This is a genomic window from Streptomyces sp. NPDC111507, assembly GCF_055638955.1.
Window position 1 is genome coordinate 1 of sequence record NZ_JBVKBU010000013.1, and the last position, 17158, is coordinate 17158.

General features: G+C 67.7%; 14 protein-coding genes. 5 read left to right on the plus strand and 9 right to left on the minus strand.

What is annotated here, in order from left to right; translation table 11 throughout:
- Window positions 1–1062 precede the first annotated feature (1062 nt).
- On the minus strand, window positions 1063–2040 hold the full coding sequence (locus tag ACZ7M2_RS37200; protein WP_471599043.1) for a hypothetical protein: 978 nt from the start codon (window positions 2038–2040) through the stop codon (window positions 1063–1065).
- 102 nt (window positions 2041–2142) lie between these two features.
- Here ACZ7M2_RS37200 and ACZ7M2_RS37205 point away from each other — a divergent pair, with 102 nt between their 5' ends.
- Both ACZ7M2_RS37205 and ACZ7M2_RS37210 read left to right on the plus strand, forming a co-directional pair.
- Window positions 2143–2481, plus strand: a complete 339-nt coding sequence (locus ACZ7M2_RS37205; protein WP_471599044.1) for a hypothetical protein — start codon at window positions 2143–2145, stop codon at window positions 2479–2481.
- 234 nt (window positions 2482–2715) lie between these two features.
- Window positions 2716–3942: an IS256 family transposase gene (locus tag ACZ7M2_RS37210; RefSeq protein WP_471599045.1), complete on the plus strand. Its 1227-nt coding sequence runs from the start codon at window positions 2716–2718 to the stop codon at window positions 3940–3942.
- A 62-nt stretch (window positions 3943–4004) separates the two neighbouring features.
- Here the strand turns inward: ACZ7M2_RS37210 and ACZ7M2_RS37215 are convergent, their stop codons facing one another.
- The 3 genes from ACZ7M2_RS37215 to ACZ7M2_RS37225 form a co-directional block, all read right to left on the minus strand.
- The gene (locus ACZ7M2_RS37215; RefSeq protein WP_471599201.1) at window positions 4005–4739 is read right to left on the minus strand and encodes a class I SAM-dependent methyltransferase; all 735 of its coding nucleotides are present in this window, start codon (window positions 4737–4739) and stop codon (window positions 4005–4007) included.
- Between the two features lie 24 nt (window positions 4740–4763).
- Window positions 4764–5285, minus strand: a complete 522-nt coding sequence (locus ACZ7M2_RS37220) for a hypothetical protein (RefSeq protein WP_471599046.1) — start codon at window positions 5283–5285, stop codon at window positions 4764–4766.
- Window positions 5286–5560: 275 nt separating this feature from the next.
- Complete coding sequence (locus tag ACZ7M2_RS37225) at window positions 5561–7621, minus strand: restriction endonuclease (protein ID WP_471599047.1); 2061 nt, start codon at window positions 7619–7621, stop codon at window positions 5561–5563.
- A gap of 332 nt (window positions 7622–7953) precedes the next feature.
- On the opposite strand from ACZ7M2_RS37225, the gene ACZ7M2_RS37230 reads away from it, so the two are divergent.
- Complete coding sequence (locus tag ACZ7M2_RS37230) at window positions 7954–8319, plus strand: hypothetical protein (protein WP_471599048.1); 366 nt, start codon at window positions 7954–7956, stop codon at window positions 8317–8319.
- Window positions 8320–8385: 66 nt separating this feature from the next.
- Here the strand turns inward: ACZ7M2_RS37230 and ACZ7M2_RS37235 are convergent, their stop codons facing one another.
- The 5 genes from ACZ7M2_RS37235 to ACZ7M2_RS37255 form a co-directional block, all read right to left on the minus strand.
- A complete protein-coding gene (locus ACZ7M2_RS37235; protein ID WP_471599049.1) occupies window positions 8386–8838 on the minus strand; it encodes a hypothetical protein in 453 nt (150 codons plus the stop codon).
- 89 nt (window positions 8839–8927) lie between these two features.
- Window positions 8928–9755, minus strand: a complete 828-nt coding sequence (locus ACZ7M2_RS37240) for a helical backbone metal receptor (protein ID WP_471599050.1) — start codon at window positions 9753–9755, stop codon at window positions 8928–8930.
- A gap of 90 nt (window positions 9756–9845) precedes the next feature.
- Window positions 9846–10427: a helix-turn-helix domain-containing protein gene (locus ACZ7M2_RS37245; RefSeq protein WP_470051365.1), complete on the minus strand. Its 582-nt coding sequence runs from the start codon at window positions 10425–10427 to the stop codon at window positions 9846–9848.
- Window positions 10428–11331: 904 nt separating this feature from the next.
- Window positions 11332–13941 (minus strand): ABC transporter permease/substrate binding protein, encoded by a 2610-nt coding sequence (locus ACZ7M2_RS37250; protein WP_471599051.1) that lies wholly within the window; start codon window positions 13939–13941, stop codon window positions 11332–11334.
- Complete coding sequence (locus ACZ7M2_RS37255) at window positions 13934–15013, minus strand: quaternary amine ABC transporter ATP-binding protein (RefSeq protein WP_352048000.1); 1080 nt, start codon at window positions 15011–15013, stop codon at window positions 13934–13936. The genes ACZ7M2_RS37250 and ACZ7M2_RS37255 overlap by 8 nt, the downstream gene beginning before the upstream one ends.
- Window positions 15014–15133: 120 nt before the next feature.
- On the opposite strand from ACZ7M2_RS37255, the gene ACZ7M2_RS37260 reads away from it, so the two are divergent.
- Both ACZ7M2_RS37260 and ACZ7M2_RS37265 read left to right on the plus strand, forming a co-directional pair.
- Window positions 15134–16066, plus strand: a complete 933-nt coding sequence (locus ACZ7M2_RS37260) for a 5'-3' exonuclease (RefSeq protein ID WP_352048023.1) — start codon at window positions 15134–15136, stop codon at window positions 16064–16066.
- A gap of 219 nt (window positions 16067–16285) precedes the next feature.
- Entirely contained in the window at window positions 16286–17134 is an 849-nt protein-coding gene (locus ACZ7M2_RS37265) for a siderophore-interacting protein (RefSeq protein WP_471599052.1), read from the plus strand.
- Window positions 17135–17158: the final 24 nt, after the last annotated feature.

The window sequence follows — 17158 nt, forward strand, 5'->3', positions numbered from 1 at the left end:
TCACGAACCACCACCACCCTGATGGAGCGTCAGCTCACTAGACTCACAAAAGACCCTGTGACCAGGACAAATGGAGAAGTGCAACTGGAGTACTACGTAACAACGCCCGGCTGGACAGACTCGAACATTGGTGGTCAGTAACGGAGGCGGGCCGTGTCCCCGTGGATACGCAAGATGCAGTCTCTGAAGCAGGTCAGAGGCGCGCCCCCGTCCGAAGGGTGCAAGGTCGGCCCAAGTCCCATCAGGGGGCGGATGACCTCCGCATTCCTACTCCCGTCGGGGTCAGGTCCTTGTACAGCCGTCCACGCCTCGAACAGCGCCCTGCAGGTCTCCCACCCCAATCCGGGCACGAAGCGGCACAAGACCGTTGGCTGGTCGACCCCGTACTCACGAAGCTCACCGACCCGGACGTCTCCGCGCGTGAGCCACCACGTCCTCACCTGAACCTCCCCGGTCCTTGCGACGGAAGCACGCTATCGCCGTTCGCTCGCGCTCGGGTTGCTCGATTCAGTCGCTCCGCATCGGCACAGGACGGTTGAACCGTCCCCGACAAGGGCTATGAACGCGGCTTGACATGGATCATCAAGCAGCTTTCACAGCCCTTTGAGCGTCTGGAGACGACGGGGATGGGCAGTTGGGCCCGTAGGCACGGCGAGTACTTCGAACTCTGGTCGCTGGTGGCAGCGGCCAACCACCCGCTCACCGGGTTGATATGCCTCCGTGTGGGCTGCTGACCACCAGGGCAGTGGCTCATCGGCGAGGTAAGAGTGCCCGGGGATGTAATCGATGCGGAGGTGACCGCCGTCCTCGGCAGGGGCCGTGTCCCGCAGGTTCTCCGCGGACTCTGCCCTGCTGGCACGGTCACGGCTGATCACAAGCGCCTGCCGCTCAATGCCCCGGATGAGGACTCCGAGGCCGGAGGTGTCTTTGGCCTCGGCCCCGCCCGAAGGAGTTGCCTCCCGGCAAAAAAGGGGAGCCGAGCGGGTGGCCCCGTGACCGGAGTGGTGGTCTGCCGTAGCTGCCGAGTCACTTTTCATGCGCAGGGAGCCCCTGAGGCGGTGGTCAGTCGACCTCCGCCCCTGCGGCCAGTTCATCGACCGCCATGCGCAGATCGGCCAGTTCAGCCGGGGTGGGATCGGCAGGCTCGTGCGGCACCAGCGAAGCGGGGTTCACCACGGGGGTGGTGCCCTCCGGACCAGGTGCACTGGTGGCGCGGGCAATGAGCGCGGCGCCGTCGGTCGGCGGGGTGCCGAGGCCGTCGCTGATCCGCCGCAGTGCGGCCGCGAGCGGCGGCTGTGGGAAGGGGAAGTCCGCCGGGAGCAGCCCGGCCTGCTGGATATGGTCGTCGCCGCGGAAATCCAGGACCCAGTTCTCCCAGCCCGGCAACGGCCAGTCGTGGATGCCGGCCACGGTCTGCACTGCCCAGAGCGAGACGGTGCGAGCCTGCGGGTCGAAATGGACGCCGCCGTTCGGCATGTCTGTGAGCGGAGGGGTGGCCTGCGACGCGACGAGCAGGTCGATCAGGCCGGGGCCGTCGGCGACGTGCTCGATGGGCTCCCGAGCGCTGCCCCACGCGCGGACGCTTCCGTCGGGCAGGCGCAGGGAGACAACGGAACAGGGCTCGGCGTTCTCGGTGTCCGAGAACCAGGAAGCCTCGAAGGTCTCGAACCAGCCCGGCGGACGCGTCAGGTCCCTGCCAAGGCCCAGGTGGTGGGTCAGATCACCCATGCCGTCGTGCGCGAAGCGGACGTCCCAACCGGTCCATGTCCGGGCCAGTACGGTGCGGGCGGCGAGGTGGTCGGCCCAGCTGTCCACGAAGGCGAACCAGAGCAGGACCCGGCGGTCGTGGTCAACGAGTGCGGCACCCTCGCACCACACGTCGTTGAGCCATTCGTCGATCTCCCGGCTGGCGCGGAAGCAGCGTGTCGCCGCGGCCGGGCCAGTCAGCAGGTCGTCGACCAACCGGTTGGCGGCCCAGTGTGAGTAGTACCGCTGCCAGGCGCCGTCCTCGACCACCACGTACTGCGCTCGTGCTCCCATGACCGGCGAGGCTAACGTGGCTGGACGACGGGCGGCGAACGCTTTTCAGGCCTGCCCGACGGCTGCGATGTCCATCCCAGATCCATCAGAGGAAGGGACGTCGTGGGCTTCGCCGCAAGCCGCGAGTACCAGCCACTCCTCATAACCACAGAGCGCTTCGACTGTCAGAGAAAGGGTCTAAGAACACGGCTTGACATGAATCATCAAGCCGCGTTCACAGACAGCATCCATGTCCCTGGCGGCGTGCCGGAGAGGTTGGCCGAGATATGGGGCGGCTCGCGGGGCGAACCCCATGACTTCCGGGAGAGCGAGCTGATCGCCCGCAGGACCGGTGTGTATGAGCCGAGAGGATCTGTGCGGTCAGTCGAACGCTACGACCAGGCGGACGCCGCCATCACCAAAGCGGTGTGCCAGCGCCTTCATCACGGCGAAGACATGTGACCAGTGCGTTTCAGGTCCCAGGACTGCGCCGACGGTCAGCGGTTCGTACGTGCACATCACTTCGCCGGTGGTCCACTTCCACGCGGAGCAATGCTCATGACCTGTGGATCGGCCTCGGGTTGGACGCGGAGGGCGTACCTTCCCGTGTGATCGACTTCTGGTCATCGAGTGGGTCGATGTTGCACCGTCGGTCGGGAAGGCACGCCCGTGCTGAGCGTAGTGAATGCCGGTGGAATGACCGAGACCGGCTCCCTCATCGACGACATCGTCCGTGAGGGTGCGAGGCGGATGCTGGCCGCCGCGCTGGAGGCCGAAGTCAACGCCTGCATAGCCGAGTTGGCTGACGAGCACGATGAGCGCGGGCGCCGCCTGGTCGTCCGCAACGGCTACCACCAGCCGAGGAAGGTGACCACCGCGGCCGGGACGGTCGAGGTGAGGGCCCCGCGAGTGAACGACAAGCGCGTCGATGAGGCGACGGGTGAGCGCAAGCGGTTCTCCTCGGCGATCCTGCCGCCGTGGTGCCGCAAGTCGCCGAAGACCAGCGAGGGGCTGCCGCTGCTGTATCTGCACGGCCTCTCGTCCGGCGACTTCGTGCCCGCGCTGGAGCAGTTCCTGGGCAGCTCCGCCGGGCTCTCTCCGGCAACCGTCACCCGGCTCACCCAGCAGTGGCAAGACGACCATGCCGCGTTCGGCGAGCGCGACCTGTCCGGGGCCGACTACGTCTACGTCTGGGCTGACGGCATCCATCTGCGCATCCGCCTGCGCGAGGCCAGGTCGTGCGTGCTCGTGCTGATGGGCGTGCGCGCCGACGGCACGAAAGAGCTGGTCGCCATGGCCGACGGCTACCGCGAATCGGCCGACTCCTGGGCGGACTTGCTGCGGGATGCCCAGCGGCGCGGCATGCGCGCTCCCGTCCTCGCGGTCGGCGACGGAGCCCTGGGCTTTTGGAAGGCCCTTGCCGAGGTGTTCCCTGTCACCCGGCATCAGAGGTACTGGGTTCACAAGGTCGCCAATGTCGCGAACGTCCTGCCGAAGTCCGCGCAACCCGGCGCGAAGAAGGCCCTGCAGGAGATCTACAACGCCGAGGACCGCGACCACGCGCTCATGGCCATCGCTGCGTTCGAGAAGACGTACGGAGCGAAGTTCCCCAAGGCCGTCAAGAAGATCACCGATGACGCGGACGAGCTGCTGGCGTTCTACGACTTCCCCGCCGAGCACTGGATCCACCTGCGGACCACGAATCCGATCGAGTCGACCTTCGCCACCGTCCGGCTGCGGACCAAGGTCACCCGCGGAGCCGGCAGCGCGGCCGCCGCCCTGGCCATGGTCTTCAAGCCCGTCGAGTCCGCCCAGCAACGGTGGCGGGCCGTGAACGCACCCCATCTCGTCGCTCTCGTCCGCGCCGGGGCCCGCTTCGAACGTGGGCACCTCGTCGAACGACCCGCGACCCTCGTGGCATGAAACAACTCCACCTGCTGAAGCACAGATCTACCTGAGTGTGTGGTCGGATCGGCCGCCTGTTCCTAAAGGTCCGCTACGAGAAGTCGGTAGCCGACGTCCAGTGTGTCGCGGTCAAGCAGGTCAGTATGGCGTGCGTGCCACAGGCCGGAAGACAGGTCGCTGGACAACCGGTCCAGGCACGGGCGGAGGATCTCCTCGCCGGTTTCAGCGAGCATCGATATGCCTGCTCGCACCTCCGGATCGAGGTATGCCTCGGGTCGGCGCCAGAAGGCAGCGCCGAATCCGTCGGTGCAGTCGTGCGGGATCGGGACCGTCTCGATGCGGGCGCCTTCCAGCAGCGCAAGCAGCCGGTCAATCAGAACAGCGCGTGTGTCGACGAACGCGGCTACCTCCGGCAGGTACTCGTCCAGCAGCCAGTACCTGCGGAAGACGGCCTGGTCCCACGTGAAGATGACGACACGCTGCCGGGCGATCCGGAGAAGTTCTCTGATACCGGCTTCCAGGTCAGTCCAGTGGTGCACGGTCAGCAGGGCCATCGCCGCGTCGGCCGAGTCGTCGGCGATGGGGATCGACTCCGCGGATGCCTGAAGGGCCCGCGCGGATCCGGCCGGACGTTGGGCGATCATCACTGCACTGGGTTCAACCGCCAGCACCGTTTGCGGTGGTTCGTAGGAGCCAGCGCCAGCACCGACGTTGATGACAGTGCCGGCATCGCCAAGCGCCTCATGGATCTTGACAGAAATCCGGTGGTCGGCGCGTCGCGTGTGATTGTAGGTCGCACCGATGCGGTCATACATGGTCACGATCGACAGTGTGCCTCGTCACTCACCACCCACCGTCGCTAATGAGCCATCCACAAGTATTGATAATTTCTCCTTCACGCGTCCCGTCGCGCTGTACAAGTCCGCGGGCGGCACGCCTACCGCGGACAGAGCTTCCGGCGGCCAGGAAACGCACACGAGTTGTTGGTGCAAGGCCGACGGCAACGATTTCGTGCGCCAGGTCAGCCGACCGATGAAATGATCAGGCCCGGTCGCGAGATCCATCGCAACAAGCTCCGTCCAGCTGACCCAGCTCGCGCCGTGGAGATCGCCCGCTGCAACAGAGGCCCCCAACTGTGAACGCAGCCCGCTCGACAGATCGATGGGGAGGCCACGGTCCGGCGCGAGCGGTTGAAAGCCCGCGTACTTGCGCACTCCGAAGAGACAGCCGAAAACCGCGTAGTCGGTCTCGTCGTACAGCGGCCAAAGATCCATAGCGGCAACCCACGGCTCACCGGCGTAGTAGTCGGTGTCGACACTGGGGTGACGGAACTCGATGCCACCATGAATGTCCGTACTCACAACGCCGGACCCTAACAACGGCAGTCTCGACAGACACACGATTATCGGTCGATCAGCAACGGACTCGGCCCGTGTCACCACAGACGTGCAGGGTGCACCCTCTGAAGTAGCCCCGAGGTGCGCCGCCTGCTTGCATGGCCAGGAATGAACACCAAACGGCCAAGCTCTTGGCGGGACAGAGGCGAGGAAAGGTCTGTGAACACGGCTTGACATGAATCATCAAGCCGCGTTCACAGATCTAACGCACCGCAGCAGCATCTGGACGCGGGAGCGATCTAGTCCACCTCGATGCCGAAATCCTGCACGAGTTCCTCCAGGCCGCCGGTGTAGCCCTTGCCGCCCAGGACGAAGTCCCAGTCCCCGTTTGGCCTTCGGCGGAAGGAGCCGAGTACCAAGGCGGTTTCGCGGGACCGGCCGTCGGAAACCTCAAGTTGTCCCAGCTCAGTCAGCCCCGGGTCGAGCAGACGGATACGGGCGTCCGTGAAACCGGAGAGGTCGGCGTCCGGGTTGACCTCTGGGTCGATCGCTGCCACCAGTACGAACCGGTCAGCCTCATCCGGCAACCCGTCGAAAGAGACGGAGATCGCGGCCTTGTCAGGTGCAGTGGCGGTTAGAGCGCGCACGGAACCGTCTGCTGTCCGCGGGTTGTTGAAGAAGACGAAGTGATCGTCGCTGAGGACGCGGTTGCCACGGCAGACGAGAGCACACACATCCAAGGCGACGCTGCCGGTCCATGACATGCCGAGGACGTTGTAGTCGTCGGGCAATCGAGTGTCAGGGCCCGATGGCGTCGGCTGTGCCGCAGTTTGACGGCCGCCCTCACCCAGGCGCCCACGCAGCCCATGACGATGCAGCAGGTCGACAAGTTCAGTGCCCGAGATCAGTTCCAGCGGCTTGCCGTTGGCGAAGGTGTGCGAGCCGGGGCCGAACCCCGACGTCGTCACGAGGACGCCCTTGTTGGCGCCAGCATCCTGCACGGTTCCATACAAGTCACGTACAGCAGTGGGCGGCACCGTGTTGCGGTAGCGCTTCACCTGAACGACGATCTTCCCGCCTCGGATCGGTGTCGGATCCAGCGCGTCGACGTCCACGCCGCCATCGTTGGAGCGCTGGGTCGTGACCGCCTGCATTCCCATGGCCCGGAAGAGGTCGGCAACGAGATCTTCGAAGGCGATCGGATCCATGTCGTACAGGTCAGGTTCCTCATCGCCGCCATGCGCGACAACGCGGTTGCCGACATCCTGCGGCCGACGACTCGGCCGTACCGGCGCAAGTTGGTCGGGCCGGGCCGAGAGCTGTCCGCGTAGTGCGTCGGCCAGGCAGCTGCTTGCGTCCACCTGTGCCAGGTGCAGGTCGCGGAACGTCGAGCGCGAAGCCATCACGGTTGCCAGGTGGATGTGGCCCGGTCGGCCCGTCGTAGGGTCGTGCCCATCCACGAACCCGTTCAGAGTCACAGACTCAAGCGCGCCCAGCTCATCTGCGCCGAAGATCTCGTGCAGAACAAGAAGCATGCACTGCGCGAGGACTTCCCGGTACAGGGCGCGACGCTGGCCCACTGGGCGGGGGGTCTCCTTGTCCTGGTCGGTCCCGGACACGTACCGAACGGACTTGACGTCGGGGACGATGCTGTAAGCGGGCAACTCCCAGTCCAGTACCAACTGTCGAGCTGCCGAGTCATAGGCTGCGGTCACCTGACGGGGAAAGCCCTCCGGCCATGCAGCCGAGGCGTAGAGAGCGGCGGAGAAGTACTCCACGACCGAGTCAGGATCGTGGCGTCTCACTCCATCGGTCACCTGGACGATGCCAGCGTTGTGCCGCCTCACATCGGCGAGCTGGGCATCGGCCCACTGCTGGTGTTCCCGCTGGTACGACGCCAGCTGTTGTTGCCGCTGAGCCTCCGCCGCCTGGGCCGCGTGCCAGTCCCGCTCGAAGCGAGCCCGCGCTTCAGCCTGCGCCTGGGCCCGGCGGCTGGAAGTCCACCCACTCTGCGTCTGGTAATGACTGAGGTCAGGCATGGGCACGGGCTGCGCCAACGGTCCCGGAGTGAATGGCTGGACCTCCTCATGGCGCATGAGAGAGGAAGCTCTGAAGGCCGGAGCCTGACAACCCAAGGCGAGAAGGCTTTGCAGCGACGCAACCAGTGCGTCCAACTCTTCCGTGCGGCGTAGCGCTTCCGCCTGCCTGTACTCGCGGTGGCCTTGGGCGGCCCGCCGCTGATAAGCACGTGCCTGCTGAGCTTCTTGTCTCCGCCGTCTGGCTTCGGCTTCCAGCTGGCGTTGCTGCTGCCGCTGCACTTCTGCCCAGACGCCGACAAAGCCAGTTGACCGACGACTCATGTGTTGCAGGCCCTCCCCAATGCGCTCTGGCTGCCCCCACAACCAGGTGTGACGAGACGACTCTATCCAGCAACAGTCGTCCCGCATATCCACTTGCCAAAGGCAACTGGGTCGCATCATCCCTGCAGGTCAACCTGACTGGAGGGTAAGCATGGCCGTGTCTGGCCGCAGCACCCGCACTGTCGCGGTCCGCAGGTTGTTCCCGCCAGCGCACGCCGCCGACCGAAAGGTCTGCGAACGCGGCTTGACATGGATCACCAAAGCGCGTTCACAGCCCCGTCCGTGGTCGTAAGATCTCCCGCCGGTGGTCGACACAGTTTGTGGGGGCGAACATGGAGAGACCGGACGACCGCATCGCATCCGTCCTGCGCTTCGCTGCGGAACTCGTCGCCTGGGTGGCCACTCCCTGGGCCTTGTCCCCGTACTCATGGCTGCTTGCCGTCTTGGCTGTGGTGGTACTGATCGGCCTCCCGACCGTCTTCTCCACTCCGGGAGACAAGGCGCAGGTGATCGTCCCTGTCTCGGGTGCGGTCACGATCCTGCTCGTGCTGCTCCAGCTCACCGCTGCCGCGATCGCCGCATGGTCGGCATGGCCCATCCACGCGGCAGCCCTCGTGTTCTTCCTCGTGGCCGCCACCCTCGTCACGGAACGTCAACGCTGGCAGTGGCTGCTCGCCACGGACCGGCACACCGGCTGAGCTGCGGAGGGTTGGCACCGGAGTGCGTTCGCTCTCCGGGCAGGCCCGCCACTTCCCGGCCTCTCCCTACCCTTCGGTGAAGTAGGCATACGGCGCGACCGAGACTCCTTCGGAGACCGCGCGTTCGTCGTCCTCGCCGGCATCCGGGTCGAGGTCGAGCGCCCACAACGCATGCATGGACCACACGGAGAAGCCGGCGTGGAAGTCGTGGCCGATGTCTGAGGGTGTGCTCGAGTGCCCCAGGGCGTGGAGGTCCGCGACGACGTCATCCAGAAAGCGATGGGTCAGCTGAACCCCGTCGTACTGCGCTTCGGCATCGCCGCCTTCGCCGCTGTAGGCGATCTCCACGAGTTCGACCGTCTCGTCGGCCGCGTAGGTGATCACCAGCGTGGGTGAGGTGGTGTAGACGGCCCGCTGTCCGCCTGGGCCGTGATACGGCGACCCGACGCGCTCCTCGACCTGCGAGCGCGGATCGCCGCTCCTGACGAGGGCCACGCCTTGTCCCGGGATGATCTCCATGTCGACCATCCTGTCAACCAGGACAACCACTCGGAAGTCCGCGGAGCGATGAGAGCGCCGCCGCTCCATCCGGCACACGTCTGCGACGGCTATTCCTCAGGCTGAGGCATCGCAGATGTCCCTGCGGGGCTCCCGTCCGAGGGCGGGTCGACGGGTGCCGTGACCACACGAGCGGCCCCCTGCTGTGCCGCTCGCAGCGCCGCGCCGAGCAGTCCCGGCGCCTGTGCCAGCGACGGCCCGTACCAGGTCAGCAGGCGGCCGTCGACGAGCGCGCAGGGCACGCCCTCGAACGCCTCGGGTCCGTCGTCCGCGGTGAAGCGGTACGGCTCGTCGGGCAGGACCACGAGGTCGGGGGCCGCCGCCCGGAGTTCGGGGAGTGGGACGCGGGGGTATCGGTCGGCGTGGTGCGCGTACACGTTGTCGACGCCCAGGCGCGCCAGGACGTCCCCGGCGAAGGTGTCCCTGCCGAGGACCATCCAGGGGCGCCGCCAGATCGGCACGATCGCGGTCGTACGGCGGTCGGGAGCGGGGAGCCGCGCCCACGCGGCCTCCGCCTCGTCCAGCCAGCGGGGGCGGGCCCGCGCCCCGCACGCGCCCAGCACTCGCGCCAGCTCGCGGAAGGCCTCCGGCACCGCGCGGACCTCCGTGACCAGCACCTCGATCCCCGCCTCCCGCAAAGCCGTCAGATCAGGCTCGCGGTTCTCCTCCTCGTTGGCGATCACCAGATCCGGGGCGAGTCGTACGATCCGGTCGACCGCGGGGTTCTTGGTGCCGCCGACCCGCACGACGTCGAGGTCCGGCGGACGGCTGCACCAGTCGGTCGCGCCGACCAGGGCACCGGGGACGGTGACGGCCACGGCCTCCGTGAGTGAGGGCACGAGGGACACGACCCGCGCTCCCGCGGGCCCGCTAGACATGACGGGAGGTCTCGGGCGGCATGGCACCCAGTATCGCAGCGGCCCGCGATCGTGGCCGCTCGCGATCGTCGCGGCCCGCGCGGCAACGGCTCAGCGCTTGCCGAAGGTCTGGCGGTCCTCCACGGCCTCGATGTGGTCGGCGACCTCGACCACGACCACCCGGGTGTCCGGCACGGTCGCCCGCCACCGGTGGCGCACCCCACCCGTGAGGTACAGCGTGTCGCCGCGCCCCAGGCGGTGGGCGCGGCCCTCCGCCTCGACCTCGACGGCCCCGTCGGCGACGTACATCAACTTGTCGTTGCGGTGCTGGAGTTCGCGGCCCTCCTCGTGGTCACCGGTGAACTCCGTGGCGTGCAACTGGTGGTGACCGCGCACCAGGGGGCGCATATGGGCTTCGGGAGTGAACTCGGCGCCCGAGTCGGCGCGCACCACATCGACACTGCACGCCGGGTCGGCCGCCGCGAGCAGTTCGACGGCGGTGGTGCCCAGGGCGTCGGCGACCCTCTCCAGGGAACTCTGGCTGGGCCGGGCCCGTTCGTTCTCGACCTGACTGAGGAAGGGCACCGACAGGCCGCTGCGCTCGGCCACGACGGCGAGCGTGAGCTCCAGTGTCCGGCGCCGCCGCCGGACGGCCGCACCCACCCGAAGGCGTTGTTCTTTGTGGTCGCCCATCGCTCCGGCTCCCTCCCACGCGTCGTCGGTCCACTGCTTCGGTCTGCCGCTTCGGCTGCTGCCTCGGCTGCCGTTTCGGCGCACAACTTCTGATGAGTTGTTTGCACCCTACGCATGTTCGGCAAACCGTTTCATGCACCCGTCACATCGCTGACACATCGGAGGAGGGTGAGGGCCACAATTCGCGCCAATAGACGAGTCGCCCCGGCTCCCCCGGCGCCACACCCTCCCACGGGACGAAAAGGCTGACCAGCAGGGCCGGATGCCCCTGCGGATCGATGAGCGCGGGCACGGAAGGACCGGCGCGGGCGCGACTGCCGCCGTGGGTGCGGATGGTCAGCCGATCAGCCCGCCCGGTCGTCGGATCATAGGCGTACGTCTGTCACCTCCCGAAGCCCGGCACCTAAGCTGACTTTCCGTCAAACTCAGTCCGCAGGAGCCGAGTTGGAGGAGCGAGCGACTGCCGATGTCGCCGCGCGCACCCCAGGAATCCAGGGCGCGGTCCGGCCGCCGGTCGAGGCTTGCGTGCCAGGTCGTGAAGTCCTCGGGGGTGGCGCGGAGTTCACGGTCGGTGTCGCAGCGTGCCCGGCGGTGACCGGCGAGCTCGACCGTGCCGTCGTGCACGGAGGTGATGTCCGGAGTGCCTCGGCGCAGCGCGACAGGGTGCGCGGCGCATCGACGGCGCGGGAGGTGTTCCCGGACAGGAGGGCGTCCAGATCGGCGTAGCCGCGTACGGCGATGTGGTTGTCCGGATCCTTCCCATACGCCAGTACGTAGCCACTGGTGCCGTCGGTCGCGAGTGCGGGCCGGAACGGGGGGCGCACGGACGTCGGGGTGGCCGTCGGTCACACGGGGGCCGGGACCCGTGTGACCGACGGCCACCCCTCGTCGAACGACCTTGCGGCTACTGCGGCGTCATCCGCTCCACCACGTCCGGGTGCTCCGTCAGCCATGCGGCGACGGCCGCCTCCTCATTGCCCTGGCCGCGCTGCTTGATCTCGCTCTCCAGGGTGCCGAGCTCGGACTCGCTCATCCTGAAGTTCTTGATCCACTTGGTGAGCTGCGGGTACTGCTCGGGGAACTTCTTGCTGGAGATGGTCCGGATCGTGTTCCCCTCACCGAAGAGCTTCTTGTCGTCGGCGAGCTTGGTGAGCTTGTACTCGCTGTACGCCCAGTGCGGGGACCACAGGACGACGGCGACCGGCTGCTTCTTGGCGTACGCGCGCTTCAGCTCGGCCAGCATCGCGGGCGTGGAGCCGTCGACGACCTTGTACTCCTTGTCCAGGCCGTAGCCCGGAAGGACCTTCGTCTTCAGGAGGTTCATCTCGCCGGTGCCCGGCTCGATGCCGATGATCCGGCCGCCGAAGGTGCCCGCCTTGCCCTTGAGGTCCGCGAGGGACTTGACATCCTTCACGTACGAGGGCACGGCGATCTCCAGCGAGGTCGGCCGGTACCAGGTACCCAGGTCCCTCAGGTCGTTCTTGTGCTGGTCCCAGTAGTTCGACTGGGCGTACGGCAGCCAGGCGTCGAAGTTGAGGTCCAGGTCGCCGGAGGCGAGGCCGGTGTACACGGGGCCGACGTCCATCTGCTTGAGGTTCAGCGTGTAGCCGCGCCGCGCCAGGACGTTCTTCCAGAGGTAGCTGACGGCGACGTCCTCGTCCCAGGGGAACCAGGCCACGTCCAGCGGACGCTTCGTCTCGGCGGCCGCCGTGGAGTTCTTGACCGGGGCCAGCTTGTCGACGACTGAGGGGTTCCGCTTCAGCCAGGCGCGCACCGCGTCCTGCTGCTTGCCCTTGCCCACCTTGTTGATCTCGGCCTCGAGACCGGTGAGCTGCTTCTCCGTCATCCTGAAGTTCTTCAGCCACTGCCCGACGACCGGGTTGTCCTGCGCGAAGCCCTTGCGGGCGAGGGTGTGCACGCCGTCGCCCTTGCCCCAGGCACCCTTCGGGTCCTTGAGTTTCTTCAAGTCGTAGTCGCTGTAGGCCCAGTGCGGCGACCAGAGGGTGACGACGATCGGCTGCTTCTTGGCGTACGCGCGCTTCAGCTCGGCCAGCATCGCGGGCGTGGAGCTGTCGACGACCTTGTACTCCTTGTCGAGGCCGTAGTCCTTCAGGACCTTGCTCTTGAGCAGGCCCATCATTCCGGCGCTCGACTCGATGCCGGTGATCTTGCCACCGAAGGTGCCGGCCTTGCCCTTGAGGTCCGTCAGGGAGTCGACGCCCTTCATGTACGAGGGGACGCTCAGCTCCAGCGAGGTGGGGCCGAACCAGGAGCCCAGGTCGTCGAGCTTGCTGCCGTACTTCTTCCAGTACTGCTCGTGGGTGGTCGGCAGCCAGGAGTCCGTCTCGAAGTCGATGTCGCCCTGGGACAGGGAGGTGTACAGCGGACCCGCGTCGAACTGCCTGGCGTCGACCTGGAAGCCGCGCTCCTCGAGGATCTCCTTCCACAGGAAGGTGGAGGCGACGCCCTCGTCCCACGGGATGTAGCCGATGGTGATCTTCTTGCCCTGGCCGACGTTCTGGCCGTCGGCCGCGGTGGACGTCGCGTCGGTCCCGCCGAACATGCCCATGCCGCCCGCGACCAGCGCGAGCACGACGACACCGATGACGGCGACGGCCGCGCGGGGGCGGTAGGACCAGATCTTCAGGCCCTGCGCGGCGCGCAGTTTGGCGGCGGCGCGGCGGCCGAGCGGGGAGACCTGAGTGCCCAGGGCGCTGGTCATACGGTCCAGGTAGATCGCCAGGATGACGATGGCAACGCCCGCCTCGGAGCCGAGGCCGACGTTCAGCTGCCCGATGGCCTCGTTGACGTCGCCGCCGAGGCCACCGGTGCCGACCATGCCCGCGATGGCGGCCATGGACAGGCCCAGCATGATGACCTGGTTGACGCCCGCCATCACCGTGGGCAGCGCGAGCGGCAGCTGGATGCGCAGCAGGGTGTCACGGGGCGTGGTGCCGAACGCGTCGGCGGCCTCGACGAGTTCCTTGTCGACCTGGCGGATGCCCAGCTCAGTCATGCGGACGCCGGGGGCCAGCGCGAAGATCAGGGTGGCCACGATGCCGGCCGGGGCGCCGGTGCCGAAGAACAGGATCGCCGGGATGAGGTAGATCATCGCGGGCAGCGTCTGCATGAAGTCCAGGACCGGGCGGACGATGCCGCTGACCCGGTCGGAGCGCGCCGCCCAGATGCCCACGGGTACCGAGACGACGAGCGCGATGAGCGTGGCGACGAGGACCAGCGAGAGGGTCACCATCGCGTCCTCCCACAGTTCGAGGGAGTCGATGAACGCGAATCCCGCGAAGGTGAGAACACCGGCGGAGGTGCCGCGCAGCCAGAACGCGATCACCGCGAAGATGCCCGCGAGGAGGAGCGGTTGGGGGGCCTGGAGGACGGCGTCGATACCGTCGTAGGTGCCCTGGAAGACGGTCTTGAAGAAGTCGAAGAGCCACGCCATGTGGTTCAGCAGCCAGTCGACGGCGCTGTTGACCCAGTCGCCGAAGGGAATCCTAGGCACCGGCCGTCACCGCCTCGTCCCGAGGACTGGCACAGCGTGCGGGGGTCCCCTGCTCGTCGCCGAGGAAGGCGACGAGGCGCTGCCGGTGGACGACGCCCACGAGTGCGCGCCGCTCGTCGAGCACCGCCACCGGGTGCGTGAGGCGGGCGCTGATCGCGCAGAGGTCCACGAAGGGGGTGTCGGGCGTGGCGGTCTCGCAGTCGCAGTCCGCCTCGTCGCCGCGTACGTCGGTGTCCATGACGGCCCCGGCGGTCAGGACCCGGGAGCGGTCGACGTCCTGGGTGAAGGAGGCGACGTAGTCGTTCGCGGGACGCACGAGGATGTCCTCGGCCGTGCCGGTCTGGACGATGCGGCCGTCACGCATGACGGCGATCCGGTCGCCGAGGCGCATCGCCTCGTTGAGGTCGTGGGTGATGAAGACGATGGTCTTCTTGAGCTTCTTCTGGAGCTCGATCAGCTGGTCCTGCATGTCACGGCGGATCAGTGGGTCCAGCGCGCTGAACGACTCGTCCATCAGCAGCAGATCGGCGTCGGTGGCGAGCGCGCGGGCGAGGCCGACGCGCTGCTGCATACCGCCGGACAGCTCGTCGGGCCAGGACTTCTCCCAGCCGGCGAGCCCGGCCAGCTCCAGGGCCCTGGTGGCGCGTTCCTTGCGCTCGGCACTGGGCACGCCCTGGACCTCCAGGCCGTAGGCCGCGTTCTCCAGGACGCTGCGGTGCGGGAAGAGCGCGAAGTGCTGGAAGACCATGCTGATCTTCTTCGAGCGGACCTCGCGCAGCGCGCGGGCGCTGAGCGCGGTCAGGTCCTGGCCGTCGAAGCGCACCTGGCCCGCGGTGGGCTCCAGAAGTCCGTTGAGCATGCGCAGGAGGGTGGACTTGCCGGATCCGGACAGGCCCATGACGACGAAGATCTGGCCGGGTTCCACCGTGAAGGACGCGTCGATCACCGCGGCGGTCGTGCCGTCGGCGCGCAGTTCCTCACGGTCGGCTCCCTGACGGAGCCGCTCCACCGCGGCGTCGGGTCGTCTCCCGAACACCTTGTACAAATGCTCGGCCTCAAGCCTGGATGACACGGGTGCCTCTCGATCGGACAGTTGAAAAACCAACGGGGTTGTCCCGGGGCCGCGCCTGCCCACGCTTACACGGAGCAAACACACGAGTGGTCCAGGTCACTGTCAGTGGCGTACGGCATGATGCGAGGCGTGACCAGACGCCTGATGCTGCTCGACACCGCTTCCCTGTACTTCCGGGCCTACTTCGGGGTCCCCGACTCGGTGAAGGCCCCGGACGGCACGCCCGTGAACGCCGTGCGCGGGCTGCTCGACTTCGTCGACCGGCTGGTCAAGGACCACCGCCCCGACGACCTGGTGGCCTGCATGGACGCGGACTGGCGCCCGCAGTGGCGGGTCGACCTGATCCCCTCGTACAAGGCGCATCGCGTCGCCGTGGAGACCGAGGCCGGCCGGCCGGACGAGGAGGAGGTGCCGGACACGCTCTCCCCGCAGGTGCCGGTCATCGAGGAGGTCCTCGACGCGCTGGGCATCGCCCGCGTGGGGGTCGAGGGGTACGAGGCGGACGATGTGATCGGCACCTTCACCGGCCGCGCCGACGGCCCGGTCGACATCGTCACCGGCGACCGCGACCTCTACCAACTCGTCGACGACAAGCGGGGGGTGCGCGTCCTGTATCCCCTCAAGGGTGTGGGCACGCTCCAGCTCACCGACGAGACCTGGCTGCGCGAGAAGTACGGGGTCGACGGCGGCGGATACGCGGATCTGGCGCTGCTGCGCGGCGACCCGAGCGACGGTCTGCCGGGGGTGCCGGGGATCGGCGAGAAGACGGCGGCCAAGCTGCTCGACCAGTTCGGCGACCTGGCCGGAATCATGGCGGCGGTCGACGATCCGACGGCGAAGCTGACACCTTCTCAGCGCAAGCGGCTCGACGAGTCACGGCCGTACGTCGCGGTCGCGCCCAAGGTCGTACGGGTCGCCGGTGACGTTCCCCTGCCGGACGTCGACACGGCGTTGCCACACGCGCCGCGCGATCCGGCCGCGCTGGAGGCACTGGCCGCGCGTTGGGGTCTGGGCGGGTCGCTGCAGCGGTTGCTCACCACGCTCGGCGAGTGAACGGGAGCGAGCGGAAGTAAACGTGCAAGTGCCGTTCTCACTCAGAAGAGTGAGATTCTCAATTTAGGGAAGCCTTACTCACACAGCGGGACTCGACCCCGGCCACCGCGCGACTCGAGTCCTGGTGTGGGGGGCTCATGGGCTTTTCACACAGGGGGTGTTAACTAGGAGAGAGATGCTAACTTAGGTAAGCCTAAGCGAGTGAACGAGGAGGCCGTCATGGCAGAGCGTCCGGCACGCAGGTCCAGGAAGCCGCACTCCGCGCACGTCGTGCGGACCGAGCGGTTGACCCCCCACATGCAGCGTGTCGTGCTGGGCGGCGAGGGCCTCGCCGAGTTCACCGCGGGCACCAGCACCGACCACTACGTGAAGCTGCTGTTCGCCCCGAAGGGTGTCACCTACCCCGAGCCCTTCGACGTCGAGCGGATCCGCGAGGAACTCCCGCGCGAGCAGTGGCCGGTGACCCGGACGTACACCGTGCGTGCCTGGGACCCCGAACTGCGCGAGCTGACGCTCGACTTCGTGGTGCACGGCGACGAGGGACTGGCCGGGCCGTGGGCGGCGCACGTCCAGCCGGGCGAGGTCGTGCGGTTCATGGGTCCGGGTGGCGCCTACGCGCCCGACGCGAGCGCCGACTGGCATCTGCTCGCCGGTGACGAGAGCGCGCTGCCCGCGATCAGCGCCGCTCTGGAGGCACTGCCGGAGGGCGCCGTGGCCCGCGCCTTCGTGGAGATCTCCGGGCGCGAGGAGGAGCAGAAGATCGACTCCGACATGGAGGTCGTCTGGCTGCACCGCGGGGACCGGCCGCTCGGCGAGGCCCTGGTGGAGGCCGTCCGCGCCCTCGACTTCCCGGCGGGCCGGGTACACGCGTTCGTCCACGGCGAGGCGGGCTTCGTGAAGGAGCTGCGCCGGCTGCTGCGGGTCGAGCGTGAGATCCCGCGCGAGGACCTGTCGATCTCCGGCTACTGGCGTCTCGGTCACAACGAGGACGGCTGGCAGGCCTCCAAGCGGGACTGGAACGCGCAGGTGGAGGCGGAGCAGGAGGCGACCGCGTCGGCCGCCTCCTGACTCCCGCCCCCTCGTCACCCCGGA

Bases quoted from the DNA above. Each gene is read 5' to 3' on its own strand.
- ACZ7M2_RS37260 (WP_352048023.1), top strand. From the start codon at position 15,134: ATGCGAGGCGTGACCAGACGCCTGATGCTGCTCGACACCGCTTCCCTG.
- ACZ7M2_RS37215 (WP_471599201.1), bottom strand. From the start codon at position 4,739: ATGTATGACCGCATCGGTGCGACCTACAATCACACGCGACGCGCCGAC.
- ACZ7M2_RS37225 (WP_471599047.1), bottom strand. From the start codon at position 7,621: ATGAGTCGTCGGTCAACTGGCTTTGTCGGCGTCTGGGCAGAAGTGCAG.
- ACZ7M2_RS37210 (WP_471599045.1), top strand. From the start codon at position 2,716: ATGACCGAGACCGGCTCCCTCATCGACGACATCGTCCGTGAGGGTGCG.
- ACZ7M2_RS37235 (WP_471599049.1), bottom strand. From the start codon at position 8,838: ATGGAGATCATCCCGGGACAAGGCGTGGCCCTCGTCAGGAGCGGCGAT.
- ACZ7M2_RS37245 (WP_470051365.1), bottom strand. From the start codon at position 10,427: ATGGGCGACCACAAAGAACAACGCCTTCGGGTGGGTGCGGCCGTCCGG.
- ACZ7M2_RS37200 (WP_471599043.1), bottom strand. From the start codon at position 2,040: ATGGGAGCACGAGCGCAGTACGTGGTGGTCGAGGACGGCGCCTGGCAG.
- ACZ7M2_RS37230 (WP_471599048.1), top strand. From the start codon at position 7,954: ATGGAGAGACCGGACGACCGCATCGCATCCGTCCTGCGCTTCGCTGCG.
- ACZ7M2_RS37240 (WP_471599050.1), bottom strand. From the start codon at position 9,755: ATGTCTAGCGGGCCCGCGGGAGCGCGGGTCGTGTCCCTCGTGCCCTCA.
- ACZ7M2_RS37265 (WP_471599052.1), top strand. From the start codon at position 16,286: ATGGCAGAGCGTCCGGCACGCAGGTCCAGGAAGCCGCACTCCGCGCAC.